This is a genomic window from Mesorhizobium sp. P2_H9 (assembly GCF_056403215.1).
On the sequence record NZ_JBFUFX010000016.1, the window covers coordinates 1 to 25,546 of the forward strand.

Here is a 25,546-nt window from a genome sequence, read left to right on the forward strand (position 1 = left end):
TTGCAGGACCGATCCGTAATAGTTGCCGGCCTTGATCTCGTCATAGGCGGTGGCAAACAGCGTGCAATCGGTGAACTTGATCTTGCCCGGCTTGATCTTGCCTTCGGCGATCGCGGCTTTGACGGCGGCAAGCGCCCCGACGCCCATGTCGGAGTTGGCCGAATAAACCCCGTCGATCTTGTCCCCGTATTTGACCAGATAGGCTTCCATCACCGACTGGGCTTTCTCACGCGACCAATCGCCCGGCTGTACGTCCATGACCTTGATGTCGGGATGCTGCTTGATGACGTCTAGAAAACCCTTCTCGCGCTCCTGGGTTACGGAGTAGCCCGGGAGGCCGTCGATGATCACGACGTTGCCCTTGCCGCCGAGTGCCTCAACCATCATCTCGCCGGCGGCGTTTGCCTGTTTGACATCGTCGGGGCCGGAGAAGGTGTTGAAGTAATCGGCCGCCGACGGATCGGCCTGCGAGTTCGTGACGACGACAGGAATGCCGGCCTCCTTGGCCTTGCGCAGGGCGGGAACGATCGCCTTGCCGTTCACCGGCCACACGATCATGACGTCCGCCTGCTGCGCGATGAGATCCTGAACCTGGTCTGACTGCTTGACCGGGTCGATCTGCGCGTCGAGCACGATGGTCTTGACGCCGAGTTGCTTGGTGTAGGCGTTGAAGGTATCGAGATATGTCGCGACATAGCCGTTCACGCCCGAGCCCAGATTGGCGAAGCCGATTGTGATTTCACCGAGTGGCTTTGGAAGCGGCGAGGGAAGCCAATCCTGTTTGTCCTGCGCTGATGCGGCGCCGACAAGCATGGCCGACAGGGCGAAGCCAGTCGCGAGTGTTTTCAATGGTTGCATATCTTCCCTCCTGCTCTTGGCATAGCGGCAGACCGTTCGTGCGCTGTGTCGATTGCCCCGGGACCCTTTGGAGATCCCGGGGGAGATCCACTCAAAACGTGGGACGCGGATAGTCAGCGATGTTCTTCTGCGTGATCGAAGGTGAAGCGAAGAAGAGCTGCTTGGGCAGTTCCTTGCCCTCCGCGATCTGGATCGCTGCCTGGATGGCGGCCTGTGCATCGACGACTGGCGATTGCAAGACCGATCCGTAATAGTTGCCGGCCTTGATCTCGTCATAGGCGGCGGCAAACAGCGTGCAATCGGTGAACTTGATCTTGCCCGGCTTGATCTTGCCTTCGGCGATCGCGGCTTTGACGGCGGCAAGCGCCCCGACACCCATGTCGGAATCGGCGGAATAGACCCCGTCGATCTTGTCACCGTATTTGACCAGATAGGCTTCCATCACCGACTGGGCTTTTTCCCGCGACCAGTCGCCGGGCTGGATGTCCAGGACCTTGATGTCGGGATGCCGCTTGATGACGTCGAGAAAACCCTTTTCGCGTTCCTGGGCGACCGAGTAGCCCGGAAGGCCATCGATGACGACCACATTGCCCTTGCCTCCGAGCGCCTCGACCATCATCTCGCCGGCGGAGTTTGCCTGCTTGATATTGTCGGGACCGGAAAAGGTGTTGAAGTAATCGGCCGCCGACGGATCGGCCTGCGAGTTCGTGACGACGACAGGAATGCCGGCCTCCTTGGCCTTGCGCAGGGCGGGAACGATCGCCTTGCCGTTCACCGGCCACACGATCATGACGTCCGCCTGCTGCGCGATCAGATCCTGCACCTGGTCGGACTGCTTGGCGGGATCGACCTGAGCGTCGAGCACGATGGTCTTGACGCCGAGTTGCTTGGTGTAGGTGTTGAAGGTATCGAGATATGTCGCGACATAGCTGTTCACCCCGGAGCCGAGGTTGGCGAAACCGATGGTGATTTCACCGAGCGGCTTTGGAAGCGGCGAGGGAAGCCAATCCTGTTTGTCCTGCGCTGATGCGGCGCCGGCAAGCATGGCCGACAGGGCCAAACCTGCCGCGAGTGTTTTCAATAGATTCATGTCTTCCTCCTGTTTTGGTTGTTGGCTGCACGTGTTCGGGTCGAACTCGCTGGCTCCTCCCAGCCTCTCGCCGTCTCAGGACGTCCCCGCGGGTCCCGGTACGGTCACCGTCATTCCCCCGTCGAGCACGAGCGTCTGGCCGGTCAGGTAGGCGGATGCCTTGGAGGCAAGAAACACCATGGTGCCCCCAAGCTCCTCGGCTTCCGCCCAACGTCGCAGCGGTGTCCTGGAAATGACGGATTGGTAGAAATCCTGGTCGTCCAGGATCTGCCTGTTCATTTCGGTGAAGAAATATCCCGGAGCCACGGCGTTACTCGTGATGCCCTGCGGGCCGAATTCGGCGGCCAGCGACTTCGTCAGGCCGACAACGCCGTGTTTCGCGGCCACGTAAGTGGCTTGGCCGGCCCTGCCTATGTTCCCCATGATCGACGATAGGTTGATGATGCGGCCGTACCCGTTCTTCGCCATCACGGGAGCCACCGCTCCAGCCAGCAGCAGCATCGATACAAGGTCGACATTCAACAGCCTGCGGAATTCGTCACCGGTCGTGTCGACCAGGGGCTTGCGCAGTATCATCCCGGCGTTGTTGACGAGGATATCTATCCGCTCATGACGTGCGGCAATGTCCTTGACCAGAGATCGGATGCCCGGCTCGTCGGTGACATCCAGAAGCGCGGCCTCGGCCTTCAGCCCGTTCTCGAGGAATTTCGCGACCACGGCTTGGGTCACGGGGAGGTCGATGTCCGTCGCCACGACATATGCTCCTGCGCCGGCGAGCGCTCGGGCGGTGGCGAGACCGAGGCCCCGCGATGCGCCGGTAACAAGCGCCACGCGACCGGTGAGATCGAAATCCTCGTTCATTGGCCAACCTTTCGCGTCAGCGCGATCGCGTGGTCGAAGCGCCAGGACGGCGGCTGCATGAGCTCCAGCGTGTAGCCGTCGGGATCATGGAGGTAGCAGGTGAAGCCGCCCTTGTTGATCCCGGCGGTGATCGCCACCGGTTCAGAGACGAACTCCACGCCGGCAGCCGACATCTTCTCGTACATCGCGTGAACGTCACGCGTCCCGAAGGCGAAGTGGGCGGCGCCGATGTTGCAGGGCTTGGTGTCGATCTTGACCCCCTTCGGCTGGATATACTCCATGAGTTCGATGATGTGCCCGGAGAGCCCGGCATCCAGCTCCGGCACCTTCAGAAGCACGGCCTTGAGGATCGCGCCTTCGATGCCGACCAGCTTCCTCGTGTATTCGTTGTCCTGGATCTGCGTGTGGATGACTTCGAGCCCCAAAAGGTCGGTATAGAAGGGCAACGTTCTTTCCATACTCTCCACCGTCCAGGAGGCGTGCCACATGGAACATACGGTCATGGTGATCTCACTCGCTTTCGCTTTGCTCGGCGTTCGGCTTCTAGGCGGCCGGCGCCGCGCTGAACCGGTATTCGATGGTTCGGGGACTGGCGGGATCCAGTTCCACCGTCGTCGCCACGCCGCGCCTGTTGATGGGATTGGAAGCCAGGCTCGCCCGTGTTCCGAGGTCGAACGCCCCGGTGAGCGGCTCGACACCCACGCAGACATTCCTGCCGTTCCATGGCGCGTATGCGCGGCCGCGATTGCTCATCCAAAGAAGAAGCGAATTGAAATCGCCGGGATCCCAGGACAACCGGTATAAGACAGCCCTGCTTGCGTCGATGAGCTCCACCCGCCCGTCGATGCCGCAAAGTTCTACGATTTCCTCTGTGTCATGGGCGAACGGAAGCTGATCGAATGCTGCGGTGCCGCCTGCCGATAGGGGGACGCTGGCGAGGTCGTCGAAAACGGCACCCGGCAAGGCTCGCGACACTCCCGGCTCTGGACCCGCAGCATGCACGATGCCGAACTTGAATGCCCCGGGCTTGATCCGAATAGCGCCCGACAGCTGAGGCAAGGCAAAATTGGGATGCAGGCCAATAGGGCGGGCGACGGCCCTGCGGGTCTCGATGGTCAGCGAGAAAGTCAGGTTCGGGCCGTTCCTGTCGGCGGTGACCTTGCGCACCAACCGCCGGATGGCGGAGGTCTCGGGATACTCCACCTCGATTTCGACGCTTTCTTCATCGCGGTGAACCAGGCGCCAATTCGCGACCGTGCAGTAGCCGTGCAGGAGGAAGTCGGTCGTATCGAGTTGGGCATCTGCCTCGGAGCGGCGCAGGCTCGGCTTCCATTCCTCCGTCACGCTCTCCTGCGGGTAGTCCGCGCCGAAAGGAACGCACGCGAACTCGCTCCTGAGATTTTCCAAGATAGGCGGGTCGGCCTTTATGCCTGGCGCGATCCAGGGCGCCTCGTAGAATGGCGCTACATCTTGACCGCCGACTTTCAACTTGACGCCCGCCAGCATTCCGCCCTTGGCGTGGACGTCGAATTTCCCGTGCGGCCAGTTTACTGTCCAAACCGTCGTCATTTCAAACCTCTGGAATTGGGCGCCGAAAGCTACGCCGCGGCGTGGTCAGGTACGCGAGCGGCTGGCTGCGGACCGCTATCCGAGCAGCCGAGCACGGATTGGTCGTAGTCAACCAGCGACCCGGTCATGATCCCGGAGTCCGGAGACACCAAAAAAACCGCCGCGCGTGCGATCTCGGCCGGATCAAGCAGGCGTCCAAACGGCAGTTTCGCGCCGGCTTCGGCCAGGAACCTGTCCGAGCCCGGGCCGATAACGGAAGCCATCATCGCGCGCTCGCCCGGAGAGTCCGTCCAGCCGATGTTAAGCCCGTTCACCCGGATGCGGTCGGGCAGCAGGGAGAAAGCCACGTTCCTGGTCAAAGTGGCGAGGGCGCCTTTCGACGCGCAATACGGTGTGATGAAGCTCTGGCCGCCATGACCAGACATGCTGATCACGTTCAAGATCGAACCGCTCGTCTTTTCCCGGCGCATGATCTCGACTGCTTTCTGGATCAAAAAGAACGGCGCGCGCACATTGACGGCGAACAGACGATCAAAAGTCTCGGGCGAGGTATCGAGAATGCTGCCGCGACTTGTGTCGCCGGCCGCATTTACGAGGATGTCGACCCGTCCAAAAGCTTTGTCGGCGGCGTCGATGATCCGGGCGGCCGCATCGACCTCGGCCAGATCCGCTTGCACGAAGTAAGCGCGACAGCCTTTGGCGGTAAGATCGGCAGCCACGGCCTCTCCTCTGTCGCGTTGCCGGCCTGTGATCAGACATCCTGCGATGCCGCGGTCGGCCAAAAGGCGCGCGGTCTGCTCGCCCACACCCTGTGTGCCTCCCGTGACGACGGCGAAGCTTTCCCCCAGCGGGGGAGCCGTAAACGACATTGAACCCTCCCAGTCAACTCATTGCTTTATCTGATACACACTATCTGTTATCACAGCAAGGCTAAAAGATCGCCATATTTATCAAAATCTGATGATGACATCCATATTTGACATTTCTAGGCTGTTGCGTCATTCCTCCGAACGGACCCTAAGAAGGAGCAGGAGATGAACGTTAGCGTTGGCGTTAGCCGTCAGCCCTTGAAAGAGTTGGACATGAACTTCGCGCGGGAGATGTTCGCAAGAACCGCATTCATCAGGGCGTTCGAGGCCAAGGCGTGGGCTCTAACGCAGACCAATCCGCCACGCGTCATGGGATCGATGCATTTCTGCGCCGGGCAGGAGGCGGTGCCTCTCGGGGCCGTTGCCGGCCTCCAGGAGGAGGATCAACTCATTGCAACCTACCGCGGTCATGGCTGGGCGTTGGCCGCGGGCTTGGACCCGCATTCGGTCATGGCCGAGATATGCCAAAAGGCCGAGGGCCTGAATGGTGGGCGCGCGGGTTCGCCATACTTTATGGCGCCCGATACCCGGTTCATTGGTGAGAACTCGATTGTGGGGGCGGGGACCACGATGGCGTGCGGGGTGGCCCTGGCAAACCTGTCGCTCGGCAACGGCAGGATTGTCGTCGTCTCCATTGGCGACGGCGCGATGAACCAGGGCGCTTCTCACGAGGCGTTCGCCTTCGCCGCCGCCAAGAAGTTGCCGGTCATTTTCGTGGTGGAGAACAATGGCTGGTCAGAGTTGACCGCGACGTCCGACATGTTTCTGGTGGAACGCCTCGCTCAACGTGCCAACGGCTACGGCATCCCGGCGGCGACCATCAACGGAGCCGATCCGATGATCGTGCGCGACAGCATTGCGCTCGCTGCCGCTCGTGCCCGCGCGGGCCAGGGGCCAAGCCTGCTCGAATGCCGCGTCCCGAGGCTATGGGGTCACTATAACAGGGACATCGAACACTACCGATCCAAGTCGGACAAGGCAGAGGCTGAAGCCCGCGATCCGCTTACCGAGTTGGGGGGGCGCCTTCTGGCCAGCGGTGTGCCGGCCGAGGACCTCGACCGCATAGTGGCTCTTCAGGACAAGCAGGTCGAGCACCTGGTCGAGACGGTGATGTCCTCGCGGGACCCCGATCCCAACTCAGCTCGCAGCAATGTGATCGCACCCCTCCTGACGGCAGGGCGGAAAATACCCAAGGTCGTTGAGACCAGGGAGATGACCTATATCGAAGCTGTCAATGCCGCGCTGCGGGCAGAACTCGAAAACGAACCTCGAACGTTGGTCTACGGCGAAGATGTCGGCAAAGGCGGCGGCATATTCGGCGCCAGCCGATATCTCCAAAGGGACTTTGGCGCGGATAGGGTCTTCGATACGCCAATCGCCGAGAATGCCATCCTCGGTTCAGCGGTCGGCGCGGCTTTGGCCGGAATGAAGCCGATCGTCGAGATCATGTGGGCCGACTTCATTTTTGTCGCCTTGGATCAACTGGTGAACCAGGCAGCGAACATCCGCTACATAACGGGCGGTAAGTCGTCGGTGCCTATGGTGGTGCGGACCCAGCAAGGAGCGACACCGGGCTCTTGCGCTCAACATTCGCAATCCATCGAGGCCATGCTCGCTCACGTCCCGGGCCTCAAGGTAGCCTTGGCCGCCACTGCCTCGGATGTCTATTCGCTGCTGCGCTCCGCCGCGGCCGACCCGGATCCTTGTGTCGTCATCGAATCCCGTTCTCTCTATCAGACCAAGTCGATGGTGGAACTGACAGATGGCGCCGAGGCCGTCGGCACGGCAAGGAAGCGTCGCGACGGGAAAGACGCAGTCATCTTGACCTGGGGAACGATGGTTGGGCCCTCGCTGGCGGCAGCGGAGGCCCTGTCGGCCGGCAAACTCGATGTGGGCGTGCTGGACCTTCGTTGGTTGAACCCGCTGGACGAGAAGGCCATCGTCGACGCCGTCACCACGGCAAACGGCAAGGTTCTCATCGTTCACGAAGCGGTGAGGACGGGGGGCTTCGCCGGGGAAATCGCCATGCGCATTCGCGAGCTCGTTCCAAAAATGGACGTCAGAATTTCGCGGTTGACGACCCCAGATGTTAGAATGCCGTCGAGTCCCGTTCTGCAAAAGGCGCTCTTGCCGAATCCAGAGACAATTGCAGCGGCTGCGAAAACGCTGGCGTCCTGAGGCCTGGTCAAACAGGGCCGTCGAGGAACCTTTGACGTCAGCCGGATTTGGCGATGAAGAAGTCGGACATGGCTTCGATCTGGCCGATCAGCATTCTGTCTCCTCGATGGATACGCACGCCGGCTCTCAGCGCGGCTTGCAGCAGGGGCGTCGTCTCCGGCGCCATGACCACCTCGCAGACGACGCCAGACCGCCGCAGCACGTCCTCGCTGAAAGGCAAAGGGTCATCCTTCCTCATCCCCAGGGAGGTCCCGTTGACGAGCAGATCAAACGTGTCGCCGAGGGCCTGCCCGCCCTCGGCCAATACGTTGGCATGCGGAAAGGCTCGCAAAAGCTGATCACGCAGTTCCTCCGCGGCCTGCCTGTTGCGATTTCGGATGGAAAGTGAGCCAGCTCCCCTCGCGACCATCTCGAACGCGATCGCTCTGGCGGCGCCGCCGGCCCCGGCCAGGGCAACCGATTTGCCTTCCCATTGTATGCCCGCTGCCTCGAGACCCCTGATGAAACCCGGACCGTCGAGCATGTCTCCCTCCATCCGACCGTCCTCAAGACGTCGAACGACATTGACAGCCCCGATCGCGTGAGCGCGTTGCGTCACGACATCGCAAAGAGGGGCGATGTCCGACTTGTGAGGGATGGTCACCAGGAAGCCCGCAATGGAGGCGACACTCCTACAGGTGGAAAACACACAAGCCAGACGATCTCGGGGAACCTGAAAGGGTACCACCACTGCGTCGTACCCGAGCTCGACAAACCGCGCATTGAGCAGTGCGGGCGCCCTGACGTGCAGGACCGGATCGGCCAAAATGGGATAAAGCCTGGTCGTGCCTGAAATAGCCAATTGACGCTCCCTGACAGCCCGCAGATAGAGGCGGAAGGGAAGGCTATGTCAACATGTTACACTCGCATCATTAGTTGATTAAAACCTGCCTATCGCTTCGCAATCTCCTTGAGACGATCGACATAGCGACCAAGGTTCTCATTGAACCGTTGGGATGGGGCCGAGAGGCCTAACACCATTTGCGAAGGCATTTTCCCGATCGGAACCGCGAGACAGGACAGCCCCGGAGCATATTCCTCGTTCTCGAACGCAAAACCGCGCTCGCGCGTCTGGACAAGTTCCCCTTTAAAGACCTCCACATCAATGATGGTGTTCTGCGTCCGCTTTCTGAGTTCGTGTTTGGACAGATACTGATCCCGTTCGGATGGATGGACCATGGACAGAAGCATTTTTCCGCTGGCTCGCGCATGGGCATCACCTGTCGTGCCTTGGGCAATCTCTCCCGCACGAATTGGTGCTGTTCCGGTGGCTGTTGCCATCACCACGATCTCGCCGTCGATCCATCCGACGATGTAGGCGGTTTCACCTGTTATTCTGGCTGCCTGTTCGGCCAGTTCCGCCATCATGCCGGGCGCGGTCAGCTGACGTTTGAAACCATCGGCGATGGAGGCGACACCGAAGCCCAGCGCGTACGAACTGCCGCCGATCTTTCTAAGCATGTCGGTTTCCACTAGCGTATGTATCAAGTGGTAGACGACCTGGCGGGGAATCGAGAGATCGTCACTTATCTGCTTCGCCGAAACGCCTCCACCACCTTGCTGGGCGACATACTTCAGAATTTGAACGGTGCGCGCAGCGGTCTGAACCCGCGGTTTCTCCAAGCGATTGTAAACTGCGTCCATGACCATCCCGGTACTCTCGGCCTCGACATCAAGCTTATCACAGAGCTCCCGACTTTTGACAAATTGAGCAATTCGTCCATAGCTGGATGGCTTCAAGGATCATGGATCCTTCGACAAGCCGGCCTTGCCGAAGGGGCGTGAGGCTGTCGCTGTCTGGCGAAGAGCGATCGATCGGCGCCGCCTCCCGCCGGGGGAGGTCCGGACTATCTGATGCCCGGGAAACCGGCGGCTACGCCAACAAAACCAGCGCTCCGGTAGTCTTTCGGGATCCAAGGTCGCGGTGAGCGTCCGCAACCCGAGCCAGATCGTAGCGCACCGGTGGCCCGATTGTGACGGCGCCCTTACGAAATGCCTCGAAAAAGCGATCGACGTGCGGCGCGAGCTTCTGTGGTGTGTCGGTGTAGTGCGCGTAGTTTGGCCGTGAGATGGTAACCGACTTGGAGGCTAACCGGTCGATATCCCAATTACCGACTGGACCCGAGGCCTGGCCGAAGCTTATCAGGTGACCGCGTATTGCGAGCGCCGCCAGCGACCCGCCGAACGTATCATTGCCGACCGCGTCATAGGCGACATTGGCGCCCCTGCCCCCTGTCACCCGCATGACGGCGTCGGTGAAATTTTCGCGGGAGTAGACGATGATATGATGCGCGCCGAGACGCTCGACTATGCGGGCCTTGTCGTCGCTCGACACCGTGGCGATCACCGTCGCGCCGAGATGACGGGCCCATTGCACCAGCAACTGGCCGATGCCGCCGGCGGCCGCATGGATAAGGACTACGTCGCCCGGCTTCACGGCATGAACATCATGCAGCAGGAAACTCGCGCTGACGCCCTTGAGCAGGCCGGCGGCGGCGATCTCATCCGAAATGTCGTCCGAAAGATGAACCAGCAGTTCAGGCACCATGTTGCGCCGCTCGCAATAGGCGCCGACCGGCGGACACGCATAGGCGACGCGGTCGCCGACAGAGAAGCCCGACACCGCCGACCCAACCGCCTCGATGACGCCGGCCGCCTCCATACCCGGCACGCCAGGCGGCTTCAGAAGGTCGAAATAGCCGGTGCGGCAATAGACATCGATGAAATTGACGCCGATCACCGTATGGCGGATCCGCACCTCGTTCGGCCCCAGTGGCGGCAATCCGATTTCTTTCAGCTGTAACTCCTCCGGTCCGCCATAACGCTCGACCAGGATTGCCCTGGTCGTTGCGGCCTGACCTGGAGCAACCGTTGACGCCGCACGTGGCACGCTTGCGGATGGCTTCGGCACTGCAACCGCCCGCGATTGTCTCGCGTCGATCGGCGAGGCCACACTTCGGCCTCGTAGAAGATAGCGCACCGCCGTAAAGCCGGCCTGATAGATGCCTTCGGCGACCAGTCTGACCAGCTCGTCGCGGCGATGCGCCGGCGGGTTGAACTCCGAGCGCCATTCCCAGAAGGTCGCGTTACCGTCGGTGACCGGTTTCAGCCGCACCGAGGCGACATAGCCCATCAAGGGAAGTGGTGCTTCGAGCAGGCAATAGCTCAGCCGCCGGTCCTTGTCGGACAGCGCCAGCAATTGTTCACGCAACTCGTCGCCGTCGTTCAGTCGGAAGTGACGCACGGAGCCGACCGCATCGACTGGCTCGCCGCCTTCGATCTCGCTGAAGGCAATCGCAGGGTGCCAGCGGTCATGGCCGTTGAAATCGCGCAGGATCGCCCAGACCTCGTCGATCGGTGCATCGATGATCGTGCTCTGGCAAACCTTGACCATTGGCCGATGTCAGCGCCCGAACCGGCGTTTCAACGCGGTGAGGGCGGTCTGGAACACGCCAGTGCCGATCTGCTGCGTCAGGGTTGCCTCGCGACCGGCCTCGCAGTCGAACTCCGCTTGCCATTCGGCGAGCGTCAGATTGCCGTCGGTGATCGGCGTCAGCGACAGGGTGGCGACATAATTCTCCACCGCCATCGGGCTTTCCAGGATCGCGTAGCTGCAGGACAGGTCGTAGTCCGACAGCGCCAGCAGCCTTTCGCGGATTCGGCCGCCATCCCTGAGCGTGAAACTTCTGATGCAGCCGATCTGGTCTGCCTGCGCATTCTGCTCGATGCGGCTCTCGGCAACGAACGGCGCCCAGCTTGGCAGACCGTTGAAGTTGCGGACGACCTTCCACACCTCCGCTGCTGGCGCGGGAATGACCGAAGAGACATAGACCTTGGTCATGCTTGCGGGCCGATAGTGGAAGGACAAAGGCCGTGCCCAGGCGCCCAACGGAACACGATCGTCTCAGTGATCGCGGTCGTCATCGTCGTCCTTGGCGGGTTTGCCCTTGCCCTTCTTGTCGCGGGTCAGGCTCGCAATGTCCTTGGCGTCGCGCAGCACGTCGGTCATGCGGCCGAGCGAGCCGCCCTCGATGCCGATCTCCTTCATCAGATTGTCGATCATCGGCGCCTGCACCCGGTAGCGCAGTGCCGAGTCGATCACCTCGTCGGTGACATTGCGGTTGCCGCCCGTGCCACCGTTGAGGCCGTCGACATGCAGGATCTTGATGCCGTCGATCTTCTCCATCGGCTTGACGCTTTCGCGGATGATGCCTTCCATGTGGTCGAGCAGCTTGCCGCGCAGGCGCCCGGCACGCGCGCCTTCGGAAAGGATGTTCTCGGCCTCGTTGAGCTGGCGGTGGCCGGCAGCGTCGACTTCGTAGCGCTGGGCGGCGGCAAGGGCGTGGATCTTCTCCGACTCGGCCGAAGCGACGGCTGCGATCTTCCGTGCTTCGGCGAGACTCTTCGCCGCCTTCATCTCGGCATCCGCGGCCGAGACGATGCGCAAGGCGTCACGCTCGGCTTCGCGTTGCGCGCCGATCAGGTCGGTCAGCTTGCGGCGCTCGGCAATCTCGCGCTCGCGGGCGGTAAAGGCCTGTTCCTCGGCCTGGATGGCCTTGGCGCGCACGGCTTCGGAAGCCGCGATCGCCGACGAACGTTCCTGCGTCTTCTTGGCGATGTCGATGGCTTTCTGGATCTCGGCGATCTCGATCTTCTGGTCACGGTCGACGCCAAGCTGGCGGATGTCGCGATCCTTGATCAGGCGCGCTTCCTCGATGCCGCGCTCGGTGGTGATCCGGGCGCGCTCGACCTCTTCGCCGGCCGAAATCTCGGCCTCCTCGAAGGCCTGGCGCTTGGCGATCTGCAGCGCCTCGAGGTGGCGCTCCCTTGCGATCCTGACCTCGTCTATGGCGCGGTCTTGCGTGATCCGCGCCGTCTCGGTCGCCTGGTTCTCGACGAACTCGGCGCGGCGTTTTTCTGCCTCGGCCCTGGTGACTTCCAGCGCCTTTTCGGCGAGCGCGATCTGGCGCTCCAACTCGGCGACTTCGAGCAGTTTCCTGCGCTCTATCTCCAGCTGGCTCTGCGTGCCTTCGCGTTCGATGCGGGCCTTTTCCAGCGACAGTTCGAGCGCGATCTGCTCGCGCTCGGTCAGCTCGCGCATCTTCATCTCGGTCTCGTCGAGCGAACGGCGACGCGCGATCTCGCGGCGCTGCGTGTCCTCCTCGCTCTTGATGCGCTCCTCGGTGATGTTGCGCTCCTGGTTGAGGCGCGATTTCTCGACGGCTTCGCGCGACGAAAGCTGCGCCTGCTCGGATTCCTGGTCGCGCAGCGCGCGATCGATGGCGAGCTCGGAACGCTGCGCGGCACGGCGGATCTCGACCTCGCGCTCCTGTTCCAGGCGCGCATATTCGCTGTCGCGATCGATCTCCAACACCTTGCGCTGGGTGTCGAGATTCTGGTTGCGGATGTCGACCAGCGTGCGCTGCTCGATCTCGTTGCGCATCCGGCGCCTTGTCTCGATCGATTCCGTCAGTTGCGTCAGGCCTTCGGCGTCGAAGGCGTTGGACGGGTCGAAATATTCGAGGCTGGTCTGGTCGAGATCGACGATGGCAACGCTTTCCAACTCAAGTCCGTTGGCGGCGAGCGACTCCTCGGCGAGCCTTCGCACCTTGGCGGCATAGTCGCCACGCAGTTCATGCATCTCCTCCAGCGTCATCTGCGCGGCTACCGTGCGCAACGCACCGGCAAACTTGCCTTCGAGCAATTCGCGCAGGCTGTCGGGCTGCAACGTGCGGCGGCCCAGCGTCTGCGCGGCAGCGGCAACCAGCTCGCGGCTGGCGCCGACACGGACGAAGAACTCGGCGATCAGGTCGACGCGCATGCGGTTCCTGGTGATCAGCGCATGCCCGTCCTCTCGGCGCACCTCGATGCGCAGCACGTTCATGTTGACCGGGGTGATTTCGTGCAGCACCGGGATGACGAAAGCACCGCCATTGACCACCACCTTCTCGCCCATGAAGCCGGTGCGCACCAACGCCGTCTCCTTGGTCGAGCGGCGATAGAGCCACCGCAAGATGTAGACGGCGATCACCACAACAACCGCGGCAATGATCAGCCACAACAGGAAAGCGCCAAAGGTTTGCGCGTCCATGATCTATCCTCCCCAAGACAATACGGTCGGCGCGAGGCGACCGATTTCAAACATCCACCCGCAGGGTGGTGAAGTCCAATTTTTCATGCCCGCCTCTGCAGCTTCGGCGTGATCGCATGGAACGCGGCGATCGCCGCGTCGACGAAAGGCGGTTCGTTGATGTTGGCCCGCACCCGCTCAACATGGCGCAAAGGCGTGCGGCGAGCCGTCTTCTCGATCGCCTCGAACAGAGCGTTGTCGGCTTCCGGATCATGAAAGGGCTGGCCGGGTGCATCGAGCATCGAGACGCCGCCCTCGGGCAGCAGAAAGCGAACCGGGCCGTTCATGGCATTGAGCCGCGCGCCGATCCATTCGCCGAAGGCGCGGTTCTCGTCGCGCGTGGTGCGCATCAGCGTGACGTTGGGATTGTGGATGACGAATTTGCGGCTGCGGAATTTCTCCGGAACGCGGTCGCGCGGGCCGAAATTGACCATGTCGAGCGCTCCGGTCGAGCCGACATAGGGCAGTCCGGTGCGGATTGCCGCGCCAAAGCGATCCTCGGTCGCCGGGAACACACCGCCGACGATCATGTCGGCGACTTCGGTGGTGGTGAGGTCGAGGAAGGCCGACAGCAACCGGGAGTCGCCAAGATTTTCCATGGCCCGTCCGCCGATACCGGTGGCATGGAAGACAAGGCAGTCATAGTCGGCTTCGAGGCGTTTGGTGACCGCTTGCACCAGAGGCGTGGTGACGCCGAACATGGTGATGCCGACGGCCGGACGCGCCAGCTTTCGCTTTGCTTCCCACGCCTCGGCATTGGGCAATTGCGCGACCATGCCGGCCATGGCGTGCGCGGCGTTGGACAGCACGGCTTCCGTGATCGAGTTCAGCCCCTGCACATCGGCGACCGAATGGAACATCATGATGTCGGCGCCGCCGACATATTGGGCGACATCGCCGGCCGCCACCGTCGAGACCATCAGCTTGGGAATGCCGACCGGCAGCACGCGCATGCCTGCCGTCGCCAGCGTGGTGCCGCCGGAGCCCCCGGCCGAGATGACGCCGCCGATACGCGGCTCGCGCTCGATCCAGCGCGCGAAGGCGTCGGCCATGGCGCTGACCGAGCCGCCACGATCATTGGTGAAGACCGCTGATGAGCCCCGCGCATGCATGCCCGCCACCTGCATGGCGGGCACATCGGCGCTGGTCGGTTTTCCCGATGTCGACAGGTCGACCGTGCGCACGGGCAGACCCAGCGACTTCAGCCGATCGGCGACGAAGCGCAATTCCTTGCCCTTGGTGTCGAAGGTGCCGACGACCAGCACGGTCCTGCCGATGCGCTCGGCAAACGGAATGGCGAAGACTTTCTTCAGATCGTCCTGCGGTGCAGTTTTGTCGACCGCCGCCTGGCGCAGTTCGGTGACCGGCACATTCCARCGGTTGGGCAGTTCTGTGACCGGGCGATAGACGCCGTTCTGCGGCAGCGGTTCGCCAGAGCCATTCCGATCAATGCGATAGACTTCCGCCAGTTGTTCCCTGGCCTGCGCCACTTCCGCCGGCGTGACTGGTGCTTCCTCGGCATGACGACCGACACCGAGCAGCCGCTGCTGCAATTCACGGTCGGCGGCGAGCGCCTTGGCGTCCATCAGCCGGTTAATGCGACCATTGACCATGATGGCGACCTGGTTGGACACTGCGGTCGCCACGCCGATATTCTGCTCTATGACCAGCACCGCCATCTCGCCCTCGGCGGCGAGGTCGACCAGCATCTTCTCGACCTGGTCGACGATGACCGGCGCCAGGCCTTCGGTCGGCTCGTCCATGACCAGAAGTTTCGGATCGCTGAGCAGCGCACGCGAAATCGCCAGCATCTGCTGTTCGCCGCCCGACAGCTGCGAGCCGCCATTGCCGCGGCGCTCGGCCAGGCGCGGAAAGGTCTGGTAGACGCGCTCGACGGTCCAGCTGGCATCGCGCCTGTTGCCGGCGGCAAGGCGCAGATGCTCGTCGACCGTCAGGCTCGGCCAGACGCGGCGGCCTTGCGGAACATAGCCGACGCCGAGGCGATGGATTTCGTGCGGCTCGAGCGCCGTGATCTCGCGGCCGTCGACGCGGATCGAACCGGACTTCGCCCGCTTCAGCCCGACGATGGTATTGCACAGCGTCGACTTGCCCATGCCGTTGCGGCCGACCACCGACAGCACGCCGCTTTCCAGCGTCAGCGAGACGCCCTGCAGCGCATGGCTTTCACCATAGAAGACCTGCAGGTCATCTATGCGCAGCATGGCCTTGGCCACCTTCCCGGGACGCTCAGCCATGCTTGCCCCCGAGATAGATCTCCTGCACTTCCGGATCGGCTTCGATCTCCTGCGGCGTGCCTTCCTTGAACAGGCGGCCATTGTGCATCATCGAGACATATTCCGAGACGCGCAGCGCCACGTCGAGATCATGCTCGATGATGATGTAGCCGATGTGCTTGGGCAGCGCGTTGAGGATGGCGACGAGGTCGCGGCGCTCGGTCGGCGAAAGACCAGCCGCCGGCTCGTCGAACAGGATGAAGCGCGGGGCGCCGGCCAGCGCCAGCGCAATTTCCAGCTGGCGCTGCTGGCCGTGGCTCAGCGTCGCCACCAGCGTGTCGCGATAGGCTTCGAGATGCACGGCGTCGAGGATCGATTCCGCTTGCACCATGTTGACGTCCGATGTGGCCGGGCGCAGCAGCGAAAACCGCCGGCGCGAGACGCCGCGGCAAGCGAGGAAGATGGAATCGAGAACCGACAGGCCCTTGAACAATTGTGAAATCTGATAGGTGCGGCGCAGGCCGCGGCGGATGCGTTCATGCGGCGGCAGGTCGGTGATGTCCTCGCCGAAGAAGCGGATGCGGCCGGCTGTCGGCAGGAAATCGCCGGTGACGGCATTGAACAGGGTCGTCTTGCCGGCGCCGTTGGAGCCGAGGACCGCGCGCCGTTCGCCGGCCGCGATCCTCATATTGATGCCCGAGAGCGCCACCAGCGCCCCGAAATGCCGCGCCACGCCATCAAGCTCCAGCGCGTAGGCGCCGGTGCTCTGGAGACGGTTTGCAGCAAAACTTTCGGTCACTGGCGGCTACACTCGACGTCCGATGTTACGGGCAGCTTGGATTGTCGCGGTTGACCGCGCCGAGCTTCATGAACTCGTCTTCGGGAATGCCGAGCGTCTGGTTGACCTGCGGCACGACCTTGACCAGCTTGTTCAGGAGATTGCCGTCAGCACCCTCGGTGACCTCGGTCAGGAAGATGTCGGCAATGGCGTTGCGGTTCTTGTCGAGCGACACCTTGCCGGTCGGCGTGTCGAAGGACAGTTTCGACAGCGCGTCGCGCAGTTTCTTGCCGCCGTCGGAGACATCGCCGCCGACCTGGTCGAGACCGAGCAGCGTCGCCTTCATGTCGACATAGTAGCCATGCGCGAACAGCGACGGCGAGGGAAAGGCGCCGGGCTGCTTCTTGTAGGCCTCGACGAAGGCCTTCCAGGCCGGCGCGTCGTTGGTGTCGGCGGTCGGGCCGGCCGAGGGCGTGCCCTTCAGCACATCCTTCAACTTGCCTTTCGAAGTCAGCACCGTCTGGTCGACGGTGATCGAGCCGCCGATCAACGGCGCGGTGCCGCCGCCCTGCTGGTACTGGGTCAGGAAGTTGACGGCATCGGCACCACCGAGCGCGACATAGATCGCATCGACGTCTTCGGGAATGGCGGCGATGACCGAGGAAAAGTCCTTGTTGCCGATCGGCACCCAGGATTTCGACGGCACGTGGCCGCCAGCCTTGCAGAACTCGGCCATGAAGCCGAACACCTGCGTGTAGGGGAAGGAATAATCCTCGGCGACCGTGGCGACCTTCTTGTAGCCCTTGTCCTTGAAGGCATAAGTGCCGAGGCCGGCCATCCATTGCGCGCCATCGGTCGAGAAGCGGAAGAAGTTTTCCGCCGGATCGCGCAGCGTGGTGTCCTGCGCGGCCGAGGTGCCGTTGATGAAGGTCACATTCGGCTGCGTCTTGGCGTAGTCCTTGACGGCGAGGCCTTCGTCGCCCGAGAGCGGGCCGACCAGCACCTTGACGCCGTCCTGCTCGACCAGCTTGCGTGCAGCACGCACGGCGCTGTCGGGCGAAGCGTCGGACGAGCCCTTGACGATCTCGATCTTCTTGCCGGCGACCGTGCCGTTCATCTCGGCAACCGCGGTCATGGCGCCGCGCTCGCCGTCTTCGCCCAGCACCGTGAACGGACCCTCGAAGGTGGCGAGCAGGCCGATCTTGATGGTGTCGTCGGCGGCCAGCGCCATCGAGGGCGCCGTCAGCCCGGTGAACACCGCGAGCGCCAGTAAAGTACGTCTATGCATCCTCATGATTTTCCTCCCGTTGATTTCGTTTTGCAGTGGTGCATTCCATCCCGGATGCTACGGTCCGGGACGCAAGGACTCCTGGACAAGATGTGGCTTGATCCTCCCCCACAACCCAAGAATTCCATCCGGTGAGACGAAGACGATCACCAGGAACACCATGCCGATCAGCGTGTTGAAGCGCTCGGCGCCGACGATGTCGATGGCGAAGGTCTGCATCAGGATGACGACGACCGCGCCGAGAAATGGCCCGATCGGATGGCGCAGGCCGCCGATGACGGCAATGATCAGCACGTCGATCGCGGCATCGACGCCGATGGTGCCGGGCGAGACGCGGCCGTTGAACCAGACCAGCAGCACGCCGGCCAAGCCGGCAATGACGCCGGCGATCAACCAGGCGAAGACTTTGTGTGCGGTGACGTGATAGCCCAGCGCACGCATGCGGCGCGGATTGTCTCGGATCGCCTGCAAGGTCATGCCGAAGGTCGAGCGCGAGCCGTAGAGCACGGCGGCGTAGGACAGCACCGCCAGGCCAAGGCAGAGATAGTAGAACGGTTTGGGATCGCGCCAGTTGACGCCCCAGAACACCGGCGCGCGTATGCCGGCATAACCGGAATGGCCGTTGAAAATGGCGTAGTTCTGCTGCGCGAAATAGTAGGTCGCCGTGGCGATCGCCAGCGTGATCATGATGGTGTAGATGCCCTCAGTGCGCACCGAGATCCAGCCGATCAGTGCCGACGCCAATGCCGCGGCTAGGAGGGCGAACGGCACCGCGAGCCACCACGGCCAGCCAAAGCCGAGGACGTTGGAATTGTTGTTGCCGAGAATGGCGATGGCATAGGCGGCTATGCCGGCGACGGTGATCTGCGCCAGGCTGACCATGCCGCCATAGCCGGCGAGCAGCATCAGCGACAGGCCGAGCATGCCGAAGATCAAGGAATAGCCACCGATCTGCGTCAGGAAGAAATCCGAGGCCACCAGGGGATAGAGCACCAGTGCCGCGCCAAGGATGATATGGCCGGCGCCGAGCTTCTCCAGCCAGTTCTGCTGCGCCGCTGCATTGGGGGTGGCGATGGCCAGGCTCATCTTGCCTTCCCCATAATGCCTTGCGGCCGGACCGCCAGCGTCACCACCATGATGACGAAGGTCAGCACGATGCCGTAGGTCGGGAAGTAGACGAGGCCGATCTGCTCGGCGAGGCCGATCAGCAGCGCGCCGATGGCGGCGCCCGTGATCGAACCCATGCCGCCAACGATGACCACGACCAGCGAGGCCAGGAGATAGCGGACATCCTCGCCGGGCGCGACCGACAGTGCCGAGCCGCCGACGACACCGGCAAAGCCGGCAAGGCCGGCGCCAACGGCAAAGACGATGGCGAACACCGCATGCACATTGACGCCTGACGCCTGCAGCATGGCGCGGTCGTCGACACCGGCGCGGATCATCATGCCGACGCGGGTCCGGTGCAGCATGAGCCACAGGCCGACGCCGATGACGATGGCCGCCGCCAGCACGACGACGCGGTATAGCGGATAGGTCAGGAACACCGAGACGCCGTTGGAGCGCACCGCGGTGATGATCGGCAGCGTCAGTGCGCCGTCGAGCCATTCCGGCGTGGCGATCTGATAGGTGCCGCCGGCCCACACCGCCAGCATCAGGTCGGCGGCGACGATCGAGATGCCGATCGAGACCAGGGTCTGGCGCAAATCGTCGCCTTCGAGGCGGCGGAAGACGAAGACCTGCATGACGACGCCGACGATGGCCAGCACGGCGAAGCCTGCGGCGACGCCGAGCAGCCAGTAGCCGGTGCGGTTGGTGACCTCGTAGCCGATATAGGCGCCGAGCAGATAGAGCGAGCCATGCGCCAGGTTGACGTTGCGCATCAGGCCGAAGATCAGGGTGAAACCGCTGGCGACGAGGAAATACAGGCCAGCCAGCGTGATGCCGTTGAGGATGGCGCTGACGAAGGCCTTCTTCGAGATCAGAACCGCGTTCAGCCAATCCGGCCAGACGGCGAAGACCAGCCATGCGATGACGGCGGCGGCAAGCAGGGCGACAAGGCCCCAGGCCTGCCGGCCTGTCATGCCGCCGCTTGAGAGCGACGACGAGGATGGCTGGTCGAGCAGGCTCATGCGGTCAGCCGCCGGCGCTGCTCGTTCATGCGGGGCGCCTTGTGGAACTTGCCGTCCTTCATGATGGCGAGGATGCGGTTCTTGTCCTGCAGGATGCGTACATCCGAGATCGGGTCGCCATCGATCAACAGGATGTCGGCGAGATAGCCTTCCTTGATCATGCCGAGCTCGTCGCCCATGTTCATGATCTGGCCGCCATATTTGGTGCCTGCCTGGATCGCCTCCATCGGCGAGAAGCCGAGCATTTCGACGAAGGTCTGGATGTCCTTGGCGTTGGTGCCTTGCGGCGTCCAGGCAAAGCCGTAGTCGCCGCCGATCAAGACACGGATGCCGCGCCGGTGCATCTTCTTCATCGTCTCGATGCACATTTCGAGTTCGCGCTCATATTCGAGCGACAGCGGCGAACCGGGCTTGATGCCCCATTGCTCGGCATGGCGCGCGGTGTTGATCAGCCAGGCGATGCCGGGCGCGACGAAGTGCTTGTCCTTGACCGCTTCCAGCATGTCTAGCGCTTCCTCGTCGGCGAAGGAGGCGTGGTAGATGTTCTGGATACCGTGGCGGACGCACTGCTTGACCGAGCCGGACGAGCGCGCATGCGCCGACAGCACCTTGTTGCGGCAGCGCGCCTCGGAGGCGGCCATGGCGACCTCCTCTTCCGACATCGGCGTCTCTTCGGCGCCCATGCCGGTGATGCTCTCGCCGGATAGATTGAGCTTGATGGAATCGACGCCGTATTTGATCAGCTGACGCACCGTTCGGCGGATTTCCTCGGGGCCGGAAACGACGATGCCGAGGTTCAGCCCTTCATGCGGAATGTGCGACGGCGAGGAATCGCCGAGGCCGCCGACCGTGGTGATCTCAGGCCCCGCCGCGAGATAGCGCGGTCCGGGAAAACGGCCCTGATTGATGAATTTCTTGGCGACGACATCGAGGCGCGGTTTGGCGGCGGCGGCACCCCGGCCGGCGGTGAAACCGGCATCGAGCACCAGCTTGGCCATCTCCATGGTGACCAGCATATGCTCTTCGACCTCCATCATCTGGATGGGATCGATGCCGGGCGCATTGTTCCAGGACAGATGCAGATGCGCGTCGATCATGCCCGGCATCAGCGTCGCGCCCATGCCGTCGATTACCGTTGCGCCACCGCCATAGGAAGACGACGAGGACGCGCCGAAGCGCGACGAGCCCTTGGTGATCTGCTTGATGCGGTTGCCCTGGACCAGCACCTCGCCGGTGTAGGGATATTCACCGGTGGCGTCGAGCACGCGCACATTGGTGAATAGCGTGCTGCTCGAACCGTTGCCGTTCCAGCTGTCGTCTGCCATCACAAGCCTCCCAACTTGCCGAGCGCGTAGTTCTACGCCCGATCTGAAATTCTCACCTATCAACCCGTCTCAAAAAATCGGCGAGCTTCTGGCTGCTTTCGCGCGGTCTTTCCACCGTGGCCCAGTGCCCGCACCGATCCAGTGACGAGAATATGGCTCCCTTGATCTTGTCGGCAAGCGCCTGGCCGACACCCGCCGGATTGACCGTGTCGGCGTCGCCGGTGACGAGCAGCGTCGGCGCCAAGATCCGCCGCGCATCGACCGCGGTCACCTTGGCCAGCGCCTCACAGGTGCGGGCGTAGGATTCTGGATCCTGGCGGGTGATCGATTCCCGCACGAAGGCGCCGGCGGCAGGCGAGGTTTCCCTGGTATGTGCCGAGATCGCATTGGCGACGATCTGGTCGGCGATATCGGCAATGCCGCCCGAGCGCGCCAACCGTGCCCTGTTGGCAAGACCTTGTCGCGTTGCTTCCGCCGGCTCAGCCAGCGCGCCGAACAGCGACAGCGAGGCGACCAACGAGGGCTGCGTTGCGGCAATCTGCTGGCAGACGATGGTGCCCATCGAATGGCCCACGAAATGCGCAGCAGTGACCCCTATGCCGGCCATGGCGCGAATGACGGCTTCGCTCATCCCCTCGATGGTCAGCGGCTCGATTGGACGTGGCGAGCGGCCGGAGCCCGGCAAATCGAGCCGGATGACGCGGTAGCCGGAAAGTGCTGCCATCTGCGGCTGGAACATGTTCGACGTGCCGCCAAGGCCGTGGATCATCACCACGGCCGCGCCTTCGCCGACGACTTCGGCAACGACCTGGCCAACCGTCACCGTGGTCATTGCGCGTACTCCGCGAAGCGGTTTTCCAGCGTGCCGATGCCGTCGATCTCGATGCGCACGACGTCGCCCGCCTTGAGGTATTTCGGCGGATCGAAGCCGATGCCGACGCCAACCGGCGTGCCGGTGGCAATGATGTCACCGGGCTTCAGCGTGATGCCTTGCGACAGCGTGGCGATGATGGTCGGGATGTCGAAGATGAGCAGCGATATCTGCGAATTCTGGCGCAGATCCTCGTTGACGAAACAACGGATGCCGGCGGTCGCCAGATCCAGCTCATCCCGGGTCACCGCCCAGGGCCCCATCGGACAGAAGGTGTCCTGCGACTTGCCGATCAGCCACTGGCTGTATTTGCCTTGCAGGTCACGCGCGGTGACGTCGTTGACGATGGTGTAGCCCCAGACATGGTCCAGCGCGTCCGCTTTCGATATGCCGCGTCCGCCCTTGCCGATGATGACGGCGAGTTCCGCCTCATAGTCGATGGCGGTCGAGACGGAGGAATCGATCAGCACGTTTGCCTGGTTGGCGACGACCGAGTCCGGAACCTTGGAAAAGATGATCGGATGTTTTGGAATCGCGCCGGCGCCGGCGCTGGAATCGAAACCGCTGCGGGCGAACTCATGTGCGTGTTCGTGATAGTTCTTGCCGACGCAGAAGATGTTGCGGTGCGGTTGCGGGATCGGCGCTTCGATCTCGACCTGCGCCAGCGGGATCGGGGACAGGGTGCGCGGCACACCAGTGCCGTTGCGCTCGATCAAAGCCAGAATGCCTGATTTGGCCTGATCGACGGTAAAATCGAAAGGGGCGACGGTCTTGGCATCGAGGTCGACAAGACCCACGCGACGTTCGCCGGCGATCGAAAAAGTCGCGACCCGCATCCAGTTCCTCCCTGAACCTTTTCTGAACCAATACTTGTTCTTTCGCTACACGCTACCGCTGATTGGTCCACTCTGCAAGAGGTTTTCGCCTCGCAACTTTGGAAGGGAAGGAATGCCGATATTGCCCTTGTCTCGCGCCTTGACACTGGACCAGGCGGCAATCGGTTGATAATATTGGTTCAACATTGGATCAGATAAAAGACCGCACCGAATGCCGAAACTCGTCGCCAACGATATCGCCACAATGCTCAAGAAGCGGATTTCCTCCGGCGAGTGGCTTGAGGACGGCCGCATGCCGCCCGAGCGTGACCTCGCGGTCGAATTCGGCGTCGCGCGCAATACCGTGCGTCGCGCCGTCGGCTTCCTGGAGGATGACGGAACAGTCGTGCGGCATGTGGGGCGGGGCACTTTTCTGACGGCGACCAACACGATGTCGATCGGATCAATGGTCGCGCGGATGGAGGGCACCAGCCCCGCCGACATGATGGAGATCAGGCAGTTGCTCGAGCCGGCAGCGGCCGCCTTTGCCGCGACCAACGCCAGCGCGACCGAACTGAACGCGGTGCGCGAAGCGCACCAGACTGCATGCGACGCCAGGGACATGCCGGATTTCGAACACTGGGACGCCGAATTTCATCACCGGGTGTTCGCGTGCTGCCGCAATGACTTCCTGAAAGAAATCCACAATCTCATGCGCGCCATTCGCAACCAGTCACCCTGGTTCGAAATGAAGAAGCGTTCGTTCTCGGAAGAACGGCGCCAGGCCTACTGCGACGAGCACCAGGTGATTCTGGATTGCCTGATTCACCGCGATCCGGAAGGGGCGAAAAACGCGATGCAATCGCATCTGAGAACCGTCGAACGCAATCTTCTGGGAAGGTAGAGTAACAAGCCAAGGTTCGCCGTTATTGCGGCCCCCTATACATAGCTTCTCTCCAGGTAGACGCCGAGGGGTATCGGTCACCGGCTGCCAGGCTCACGCTGCCGGCAAAGTCACTTCGCGGGGCAAGCTGTTTCATTCAAAGCGTTCTTGGGTGCGGGCTGCAGGTAGATCCCTCCTGCATAGAATTGAACAGCAGCCTGATCGTCCGAGGACGGCCGACGGTCAACGAGCTTCCAAGACAATCGCCCACGCAGAGCCTGAGCCCGCTTTTTCGGGCTGCAAAGAGGCCAAGCGCGAATTTCTGTCTCCCGAAAGTGGCTTACAGGCCGGCCCCTGCGCAAAGGGCATCCTGTGTCGAAAATGCTGCGATGCACAATGCGACTGCAATAGCTTCAATAGAGCAGAATTTGAGCAAAGGGATTGACGCCGATAAGAACGAATGCTTCTATTCTCGATATTCAATAATGATTCTCAATAATCGAGAACATGGGAATGGGAGAACGGCCTTCAGCCATGGTTAACCACCCGATGCATGTCGGCATGACCGGCATATCCAAAACCTATGATGGCCATAGCTTCGTGGTTCGCGATCTCAACCTTGACATCGCGAAGGGCGAATTCCTGACGCTTCTTGGTCCTTCGGGATCGGGCAAGACGACGACGCTGATGATGCTCGCCGGCTTCGAATATCCGTCAGGCGGTGAAATCACGCTCGACGGGCGGCCGATCCAGGACAAGCCGCCGGAAAAGCGGAACATCGGCATGGTGTTCCAGAACTATGCCCTCTTCCCGCATATGACGGTCGCCGAGAATGTTGGTTATTCGTTACGGGTGCGCGGCTTCTCCAAGCAGCAGATCACCACGCGCGTCGGCGAAGCGCTGGCGATGGTCCAACTTTCGGACCTGGCGCAACGCAAGCCCACGGCCTTGTCGGGCGGTCAGCAGCAAAGGGTCGCGCTTGCTCGAGCGCTCGTCTTCGAACCCAGCCTGGTGCTGATGGATGAGCCACTCGGCGCCTTGGACAAGAAGCTGCGCGAGGATTTGCAGCTCGAAATCCGCCGGATCGCCGATCGGCTTGACCTGACAGTCGTCTATGTGACGCACGATCAGCACGAAGCGCTGACGATGTCCGACAGGATCGCCATTTTCAACGACGGCCGCATCCAGCAGATCGGTTCGGCGCAAGATATCTACGGCCATCCCGCGAGCCGCTTCGTGGCGGAGTTCGTTGGCGACAACAACTGCCTTGACGCGAAAGTCGTCTCGATCGAAGGCGACCTGGCGCGCGCAAGGCTCGCCGGCGGCCAGGAAATTTGGGCGCGCAGCAGCGTTCACACGAAGGTTGATCAACAGGCGACGATCGCCATCAGGCCGGAGAGCGTCCGCATCACCGGGCAGGACCGCGCCGCAACGCTCAGCGGGCAGGTCAGCGACATCATTTACTGCGGCGACCAGTTCCGGATCCACGTCGAACTGCCGGGCGGGGAACGGTTGATTGCGAAGAGTTCATCATCGTTGGGAATCCAGCTGGAGATGGGCAGTCCTGTCCTTCTTGACTGGGAGCCCCGCGATGCCTGGGCGCTTGACGGCAGATAACACAACCGA

At 62.4% G+C, this 25,546-nt stretch carries 22 protein-coding genes; 3 read left to right on the plus strand and 19 right to left on the minus strand.

What is annotated here, in order from left to right; translation table 11 throughout:
* The 6 genes from AC1DXN_RS25955 to AC1DXN_RS25980 all read right to left on the minus strand — a co-directional run.
* Positions 1-858, minus strand: an 858-nt coding sequence (locus AC1DXN_RS25955) for a sugar ABC transporter substrate-binding protein (RefSeq protein WP_477421719.1), incomplete at its 3' end; no start/stop codon positions are given.
* Positions 859-949: 91 nt separating this feature from the next.
* Entirely contained in the window at positions 950-1,948 is a 999-nt protein-coding gene (locus AC1DXN_RS25960) for a sugar ABC transporter substrate-binding protein (RefSeq protein ID WP_477277739.1), read from the minus strand.
* A gap of 75 nt (positions 1,949-2,023) precedes the next feature.
* Complete coding sequence (locus AC1DXN_RS25965; RefSeq protein ID WP_477277741.1) at positions 2,024-2,809, minus strand: SDR family NAD(P)-dependent oxidoreductase; 786 nt, start codon at positions 2,807-2,809, stop codon at positions 2,024-2,026.
* Entirely contained in the window at positions 2,806-3,312 is a 507-nt protein-coding gene (locus AC1DXN_RS25970; protein WP_477277743.1) for a VOC family protein, read from the minus strand. The genes AC1DXN_RS25965 and AC1DXN_RS25970 overlap by 4 nt, the downstream gene beginning before the upstream one ends.
* Before the next feature lie 40 nt (positions 3,313-3,352).
* The gene (locus AC1DXN_RS25975; RefSeq protein ID WP_477277745.1) at positions 3,353-4,378 is read right to left on the minus strand and encodes an aldose epimerase family protein; all 1,026 of its coding nucleotides are present in this window, start codon (positions 4,376-4,378) and stop codon (positions 3,353-3,355) included.
* 29 nt (positions 4,379-4,407) lie between these two features.
* Complete coding sequence (locus tag AC1DXN_RS25980; protein WP_477277747.1) at positions 4,408-5,247, minus strand: SDR family oxidoreductase; 840 nt, start codon at positions 5,245-5,247, stop codon at positions 4,408-4,410.
* A 165-nt stretch (positions 5,248-5,412) separates the two neighbouring features.
* Between AC1DXN_RS25980 and AC1DXN_RS25985 the strand changes: the two genes are divergently transcribed.
* The gene (locus AC1DXN_RS25985) at positions 5,413-7,425 is read left to right on the plus strand and encodes an alpha-ketoacid dehydrogenase subunit alpha/beta (protein ID WP_477277749.1); all 2,013 of its coding nucleotides are present in this window, start codon (positions 5,413-5,415) and stop codon (positions 7,423-7,425) included.
* A gap of 37 nt (positions 7,426-7,462) precedes the next feature.
* Here the strand turns inward: AC1DXN_RS25985 and AC1DXN_RS25990 are convergent, their stop codons facing one another.
* The 13 genes from AC1DXN_RS25990 to AC1DXN_RS26050 form a co-directional block, all read right to left on the minus strand.
* Positions 7,463-8,266 (minus strand): shikimate dehydrogenase family protein, encoded by an 804-nt coding sequence (locus AC1DXN_RS25990; RefSeq protein ID WP_477277751.1) that lies wholly within the window; start codon positions 8,264-8,266, stop codon positions 7,463-7,465.
* Positions 8,267-8,355: 89 nt separating this feature from the next.
* Positions 8,356-9,204 carry an IclR family transcriptional regulator gene (locus AC1DXN_RS25995; protein WP_477277753.1) on the minus strand — a complete coding sequence of 283 codons (849 nt, stop codon included), beginning with the start codon at positions 9,202-9,204 and terminating at the stop codon, positions 8,356-8,358.
* Positions 9,205-9,337: 133 nt separating this feature from the next.
* Positions 9,338-10,858: an SRPBCC family protein gene (locus AC1DXN_RS26000; protein WP_477277755.1), complete on the minus strand. Its 1,521-nt coding sequence runs from the start codon at positions 10,856-10,858 to the stop codon at positions 9,338-9,340.
* Positions 10,859-10,867: 9 nt separating this feature from the next.
* Entirely contained in the window at positions 10,868-11,305 is a 438-nt protein-coding gene (locus AC1DXN_RS26005; RefSeq protein WP_477277757.1) for an SRPBCC family protein, read from the minus strand.
* 63 nt (positions 11,306-11,368) lie between these two features.
* Positions 11,369-13,555, minus strand: coding sequence for a flotillin domain-containing protein (locus AC1DXN_RS26010; protein WP_477277759.1), 2,187 nt, complete (start codon positions 13,553-13,555; stop codon positions 11,369-11,371).
* An 83-nt stretch (positions 13,556-13,638) separates the two neighbouring features.
* Positions 13,639-15,849: a Tm-1-like ATP-binding domain-containing protein gene (locus AC1DXN_RS26015; protein ID WP_477277761.1), complete on the minus strand. Its 2,211-nt coding sequence runs from the start codon at positions 15,847-15,849 to the stop codon at positions 13,639-13,641.
* Positions 15,842-16,627, minus strand: coding sequence for an ABC transporter ATP-binding protein (locus tag AC1DXN_RS26020; protein ID WP_477277763.1), 786 nt, complete (start codon positions 16,625-16,627; stop codon positions 15,842-15,844). Before AC1DXN_RS26020 ends, AC1DXN_RS26015 begins: the two co-directional genes overlap by 8 nt.
* A 25-nt stretch (positions 16,628-16,652) precedes the next feature.
* Positions 16,653-17,900 carry an ABC transporter substrate-binding protein gene (locus AC1DXN_RS26025; protein ID WP_477277765.1) on the minus strand — a complete coding sequence of 416 codons (1,248 nt, stop codon included), beginning with the start codon at positions 17,898-17,900 and terminating at the stop codon, positions 16,653-16,655.
* Positions 17,901-17,951: 51 nt separating this feature from the next.
* The gene (locus tag AC1DXN_RS26030; RefSeq protein WP_477277767.1) at positions 17,952-18,980 is read right to left on the minus strand and encodes a branched-chain amino acid ABC transporter permease; all 1,029 of its coding nucleotides are present in this window, start codon (positions 18,978-18,980) and stop codon (positions 17,952-17,954) included.
* Entirely contained in the window at positions 18,977-19,978 is a 1,002-nt protein-coding gene (locus AC1DXN_RS26035; RefSeq protein WP_477277820.1) for a branched-chain amino acid ABC transporter permease, read from the minus strand. The genes AC1DXN_RS26030 and AC1DXN_RS26035 overlap by 4 nt, the downstream gene beginning before the upstream one ends.
* Before the next feature lie 44 nt (positions 19,979-20,022).
* Entirely contained in the window at positions 20,023-21,351 is a 1,329-nt protein-coding gene (locus AC1DXN_RS26040) for a metal-dependent hydrolase family protein (RefSeq protein WP_477277769.1), read from the minus strand.
* Positions 21,352-21,403: 52 nt separating this feature from the next.
* Entirely contained in the window at positions 21,404-22,183 is a 780-nt protein-coding gene (locus tag AC1DXN_RS26045) for an alpha/beta fold hydrolase (RefSeq protein WP_477277771.1), read from the minus strand.
* Positions 22,180-23,058, minus strand: a complete 879-nt coding sequence (locus AC1DXN_RS26050) for a fumarylacetoacetate hydrolase family protein (protein ID WP_477277773.1) — start codon at positions 23,056-23,058, stop codon at positions 22,180-22,182. Before AC1DXN_RS26050 ends, AC1DXN_RS26045 begins: the two co-directional genes overlap by 4 nt.
* Positions 23,059-23,269: 211 nt before the next feature.
* Here AC1DXN_RS26050 and AC1DXN_RS26055 point away from each other — a divergent pair, with 211 nt between their 5' ends.
* Together AC1DXN_RS26055 and AC1DXN_RS26060 are read left to right on the plus strand one after the other, a co-directional pair.
* On the plus strand, positions 23,270-23,941 hold the full coding sequence (locus tag AC1DXN_RS26055) for a FadR/GntR family transcriptional regulator (RefSeq protein WP_477277775.1): 672 nt from the start codon (positions 23,270-23,272) through the stop codon (positions 23,939-23,941).
* Positions 23,942-24,454: 513 nt separating this feature from the next.
* Positions 24,455-25,537 (plus strand): ABC transporter ATP-binding protein, encoded by a 1,083-nt coding sequence (locus tag AC1DXN_RS26060; RefSeq protein WP_477277777.1) that lies wholly within the window; start codon positions 24,455-24,457, stop codon positions 25,535-25,537.
* Positions 25,538-25,546 lie beyond the last annotated feature (9 nt).

Excerpts from the sequence above, each read along its gene's own strand:
- AC1DXN_RS25960 (WP_477277739.1), bottom strand. The coding sequence starts at position 1,948 with ATGAATCTATTGAAAACACTCGCGGCAGGTTTGGCCCTGTCGGCCATG.
- AC1DXN_RS25965 (WP_477277741.1), bottom strand. The coding sequence starts at position 2,809 with ATGAACGAGGATTTCGATCTCACCGGTCGCGTGGCGCTTGTTACCGGC.
- AC1DXN_RS25970 (WP_477277743.1), bottom strand. The coding sequence starts at position 3,312 with ATGACCGTATGTTCCATGTGGCACGCCTCCTGGACGGTGGAGAGTATG.
- AC1DXN_RS25975 (WP_477277745.1), bottom strand. The coding sequence starts at position 4,378 with ATGACGACGGTTTGGACAGTAAACTGGCCGCACGGGAAATTCGACGTC.
- AC1DXN_RS25980 (WP_477277747.1), bottom strand. The coding sequence starts at position 5,247 with ATGTCGTTTACGGCTCCCCCGCTGGGGGAAAGCTTCGCCGTCGTCACG.
- AC1DXN_RS25985 (WP_477277749.1), top strand. The coding sequence starts at position 5,413 with ATGAACGTTAGCGTTGGCGTTAGCCGTCAGCCCTTGAAAGAGTTGGAC.
- AC1DXN_RS26000 (WP_477277755.1), bottom strand. The coding sequence starts at position 10,858 with ATGGTCAAGGTTTGCCAGAGCACGATCATCGATGCACCGATCGACGAG.
- AC1DXN_RS26005 (WP_477277757.1), bottom strand. The coding sequence starts at position 11,305 with ATGACCAAGGTCTATGTCTCTTCGGTCATTCCCGCGCCAGCAGCGGAG.
- AC1DXN_RS26010 (WP_477277759.1), bottom strand. The coding sequence starts at position 13,555 with ATGGACGCGCAAACCTTTGGCGCTTTCCTGTTGTGGCTGATCATTGCC.
- AC1DXN_RS26025 (WP_477277765.1), bottom strand. The coding sequence starts at position 17,900 with ATGAGGATGCATAGACGTACTTTACTGGCGCTCGCGGTGTTCACCGGG.
- AC1DXN_RS26030 (WP_477277767.1), bottom strand. The coding sequence starts at position 18,980 with ATGAGCCTGGCCATCGCCACCCCCAATGCAGCGGCGCAGCAGAACTGG.
- AC1DXN_RS26035 (WP_477277820.1), bottom strand. The coding sequence starts at position 19,978 with ATGACAGGCCGGCAGGCCTGGGGCCTTGTCGCCCTGCTTGCCGCCGCC.
- AC1DXN_RS26040 (WP_477277769.1), bottom strand. The coding sequence starts at position 21,351 with ATGGCAGACGACAGCTGGAACGGCAACGGTTCGAGCAGCACGCTATTC.
- AC1DXN_RS26045 (WP_477277771.1), bottom strand. The coding sequence starts at position 22,183 with ATGACCACGGTGACGGTTGGCCAGGTCGTTGCCGAAGTCGTCGGCGAA.
- AC1DXN_RS26050 (WP_477277773.1), bottom strand. The coding sequence starts at position 23,058 with ATGCGGGTCGCGACTTTTTCGATCGCCGGCGAACGTCGCGTGGGTCTT.
- AC1DXN_RS26055 (WP_477277775.1), top strand. The coding sequence starts at position 23,270 with ATGCCGAAACTCGTCGCCAACGATATCGCCACAATGCTCAAGAAGCGG.
- AC1DXN_RS26060 (WP_477277777.1), top strand. The coding sequence starts at position 24,455 with ATGGTTAACCACCCGATGCATGTCGGCATGACCGGCATATCCAAAACC.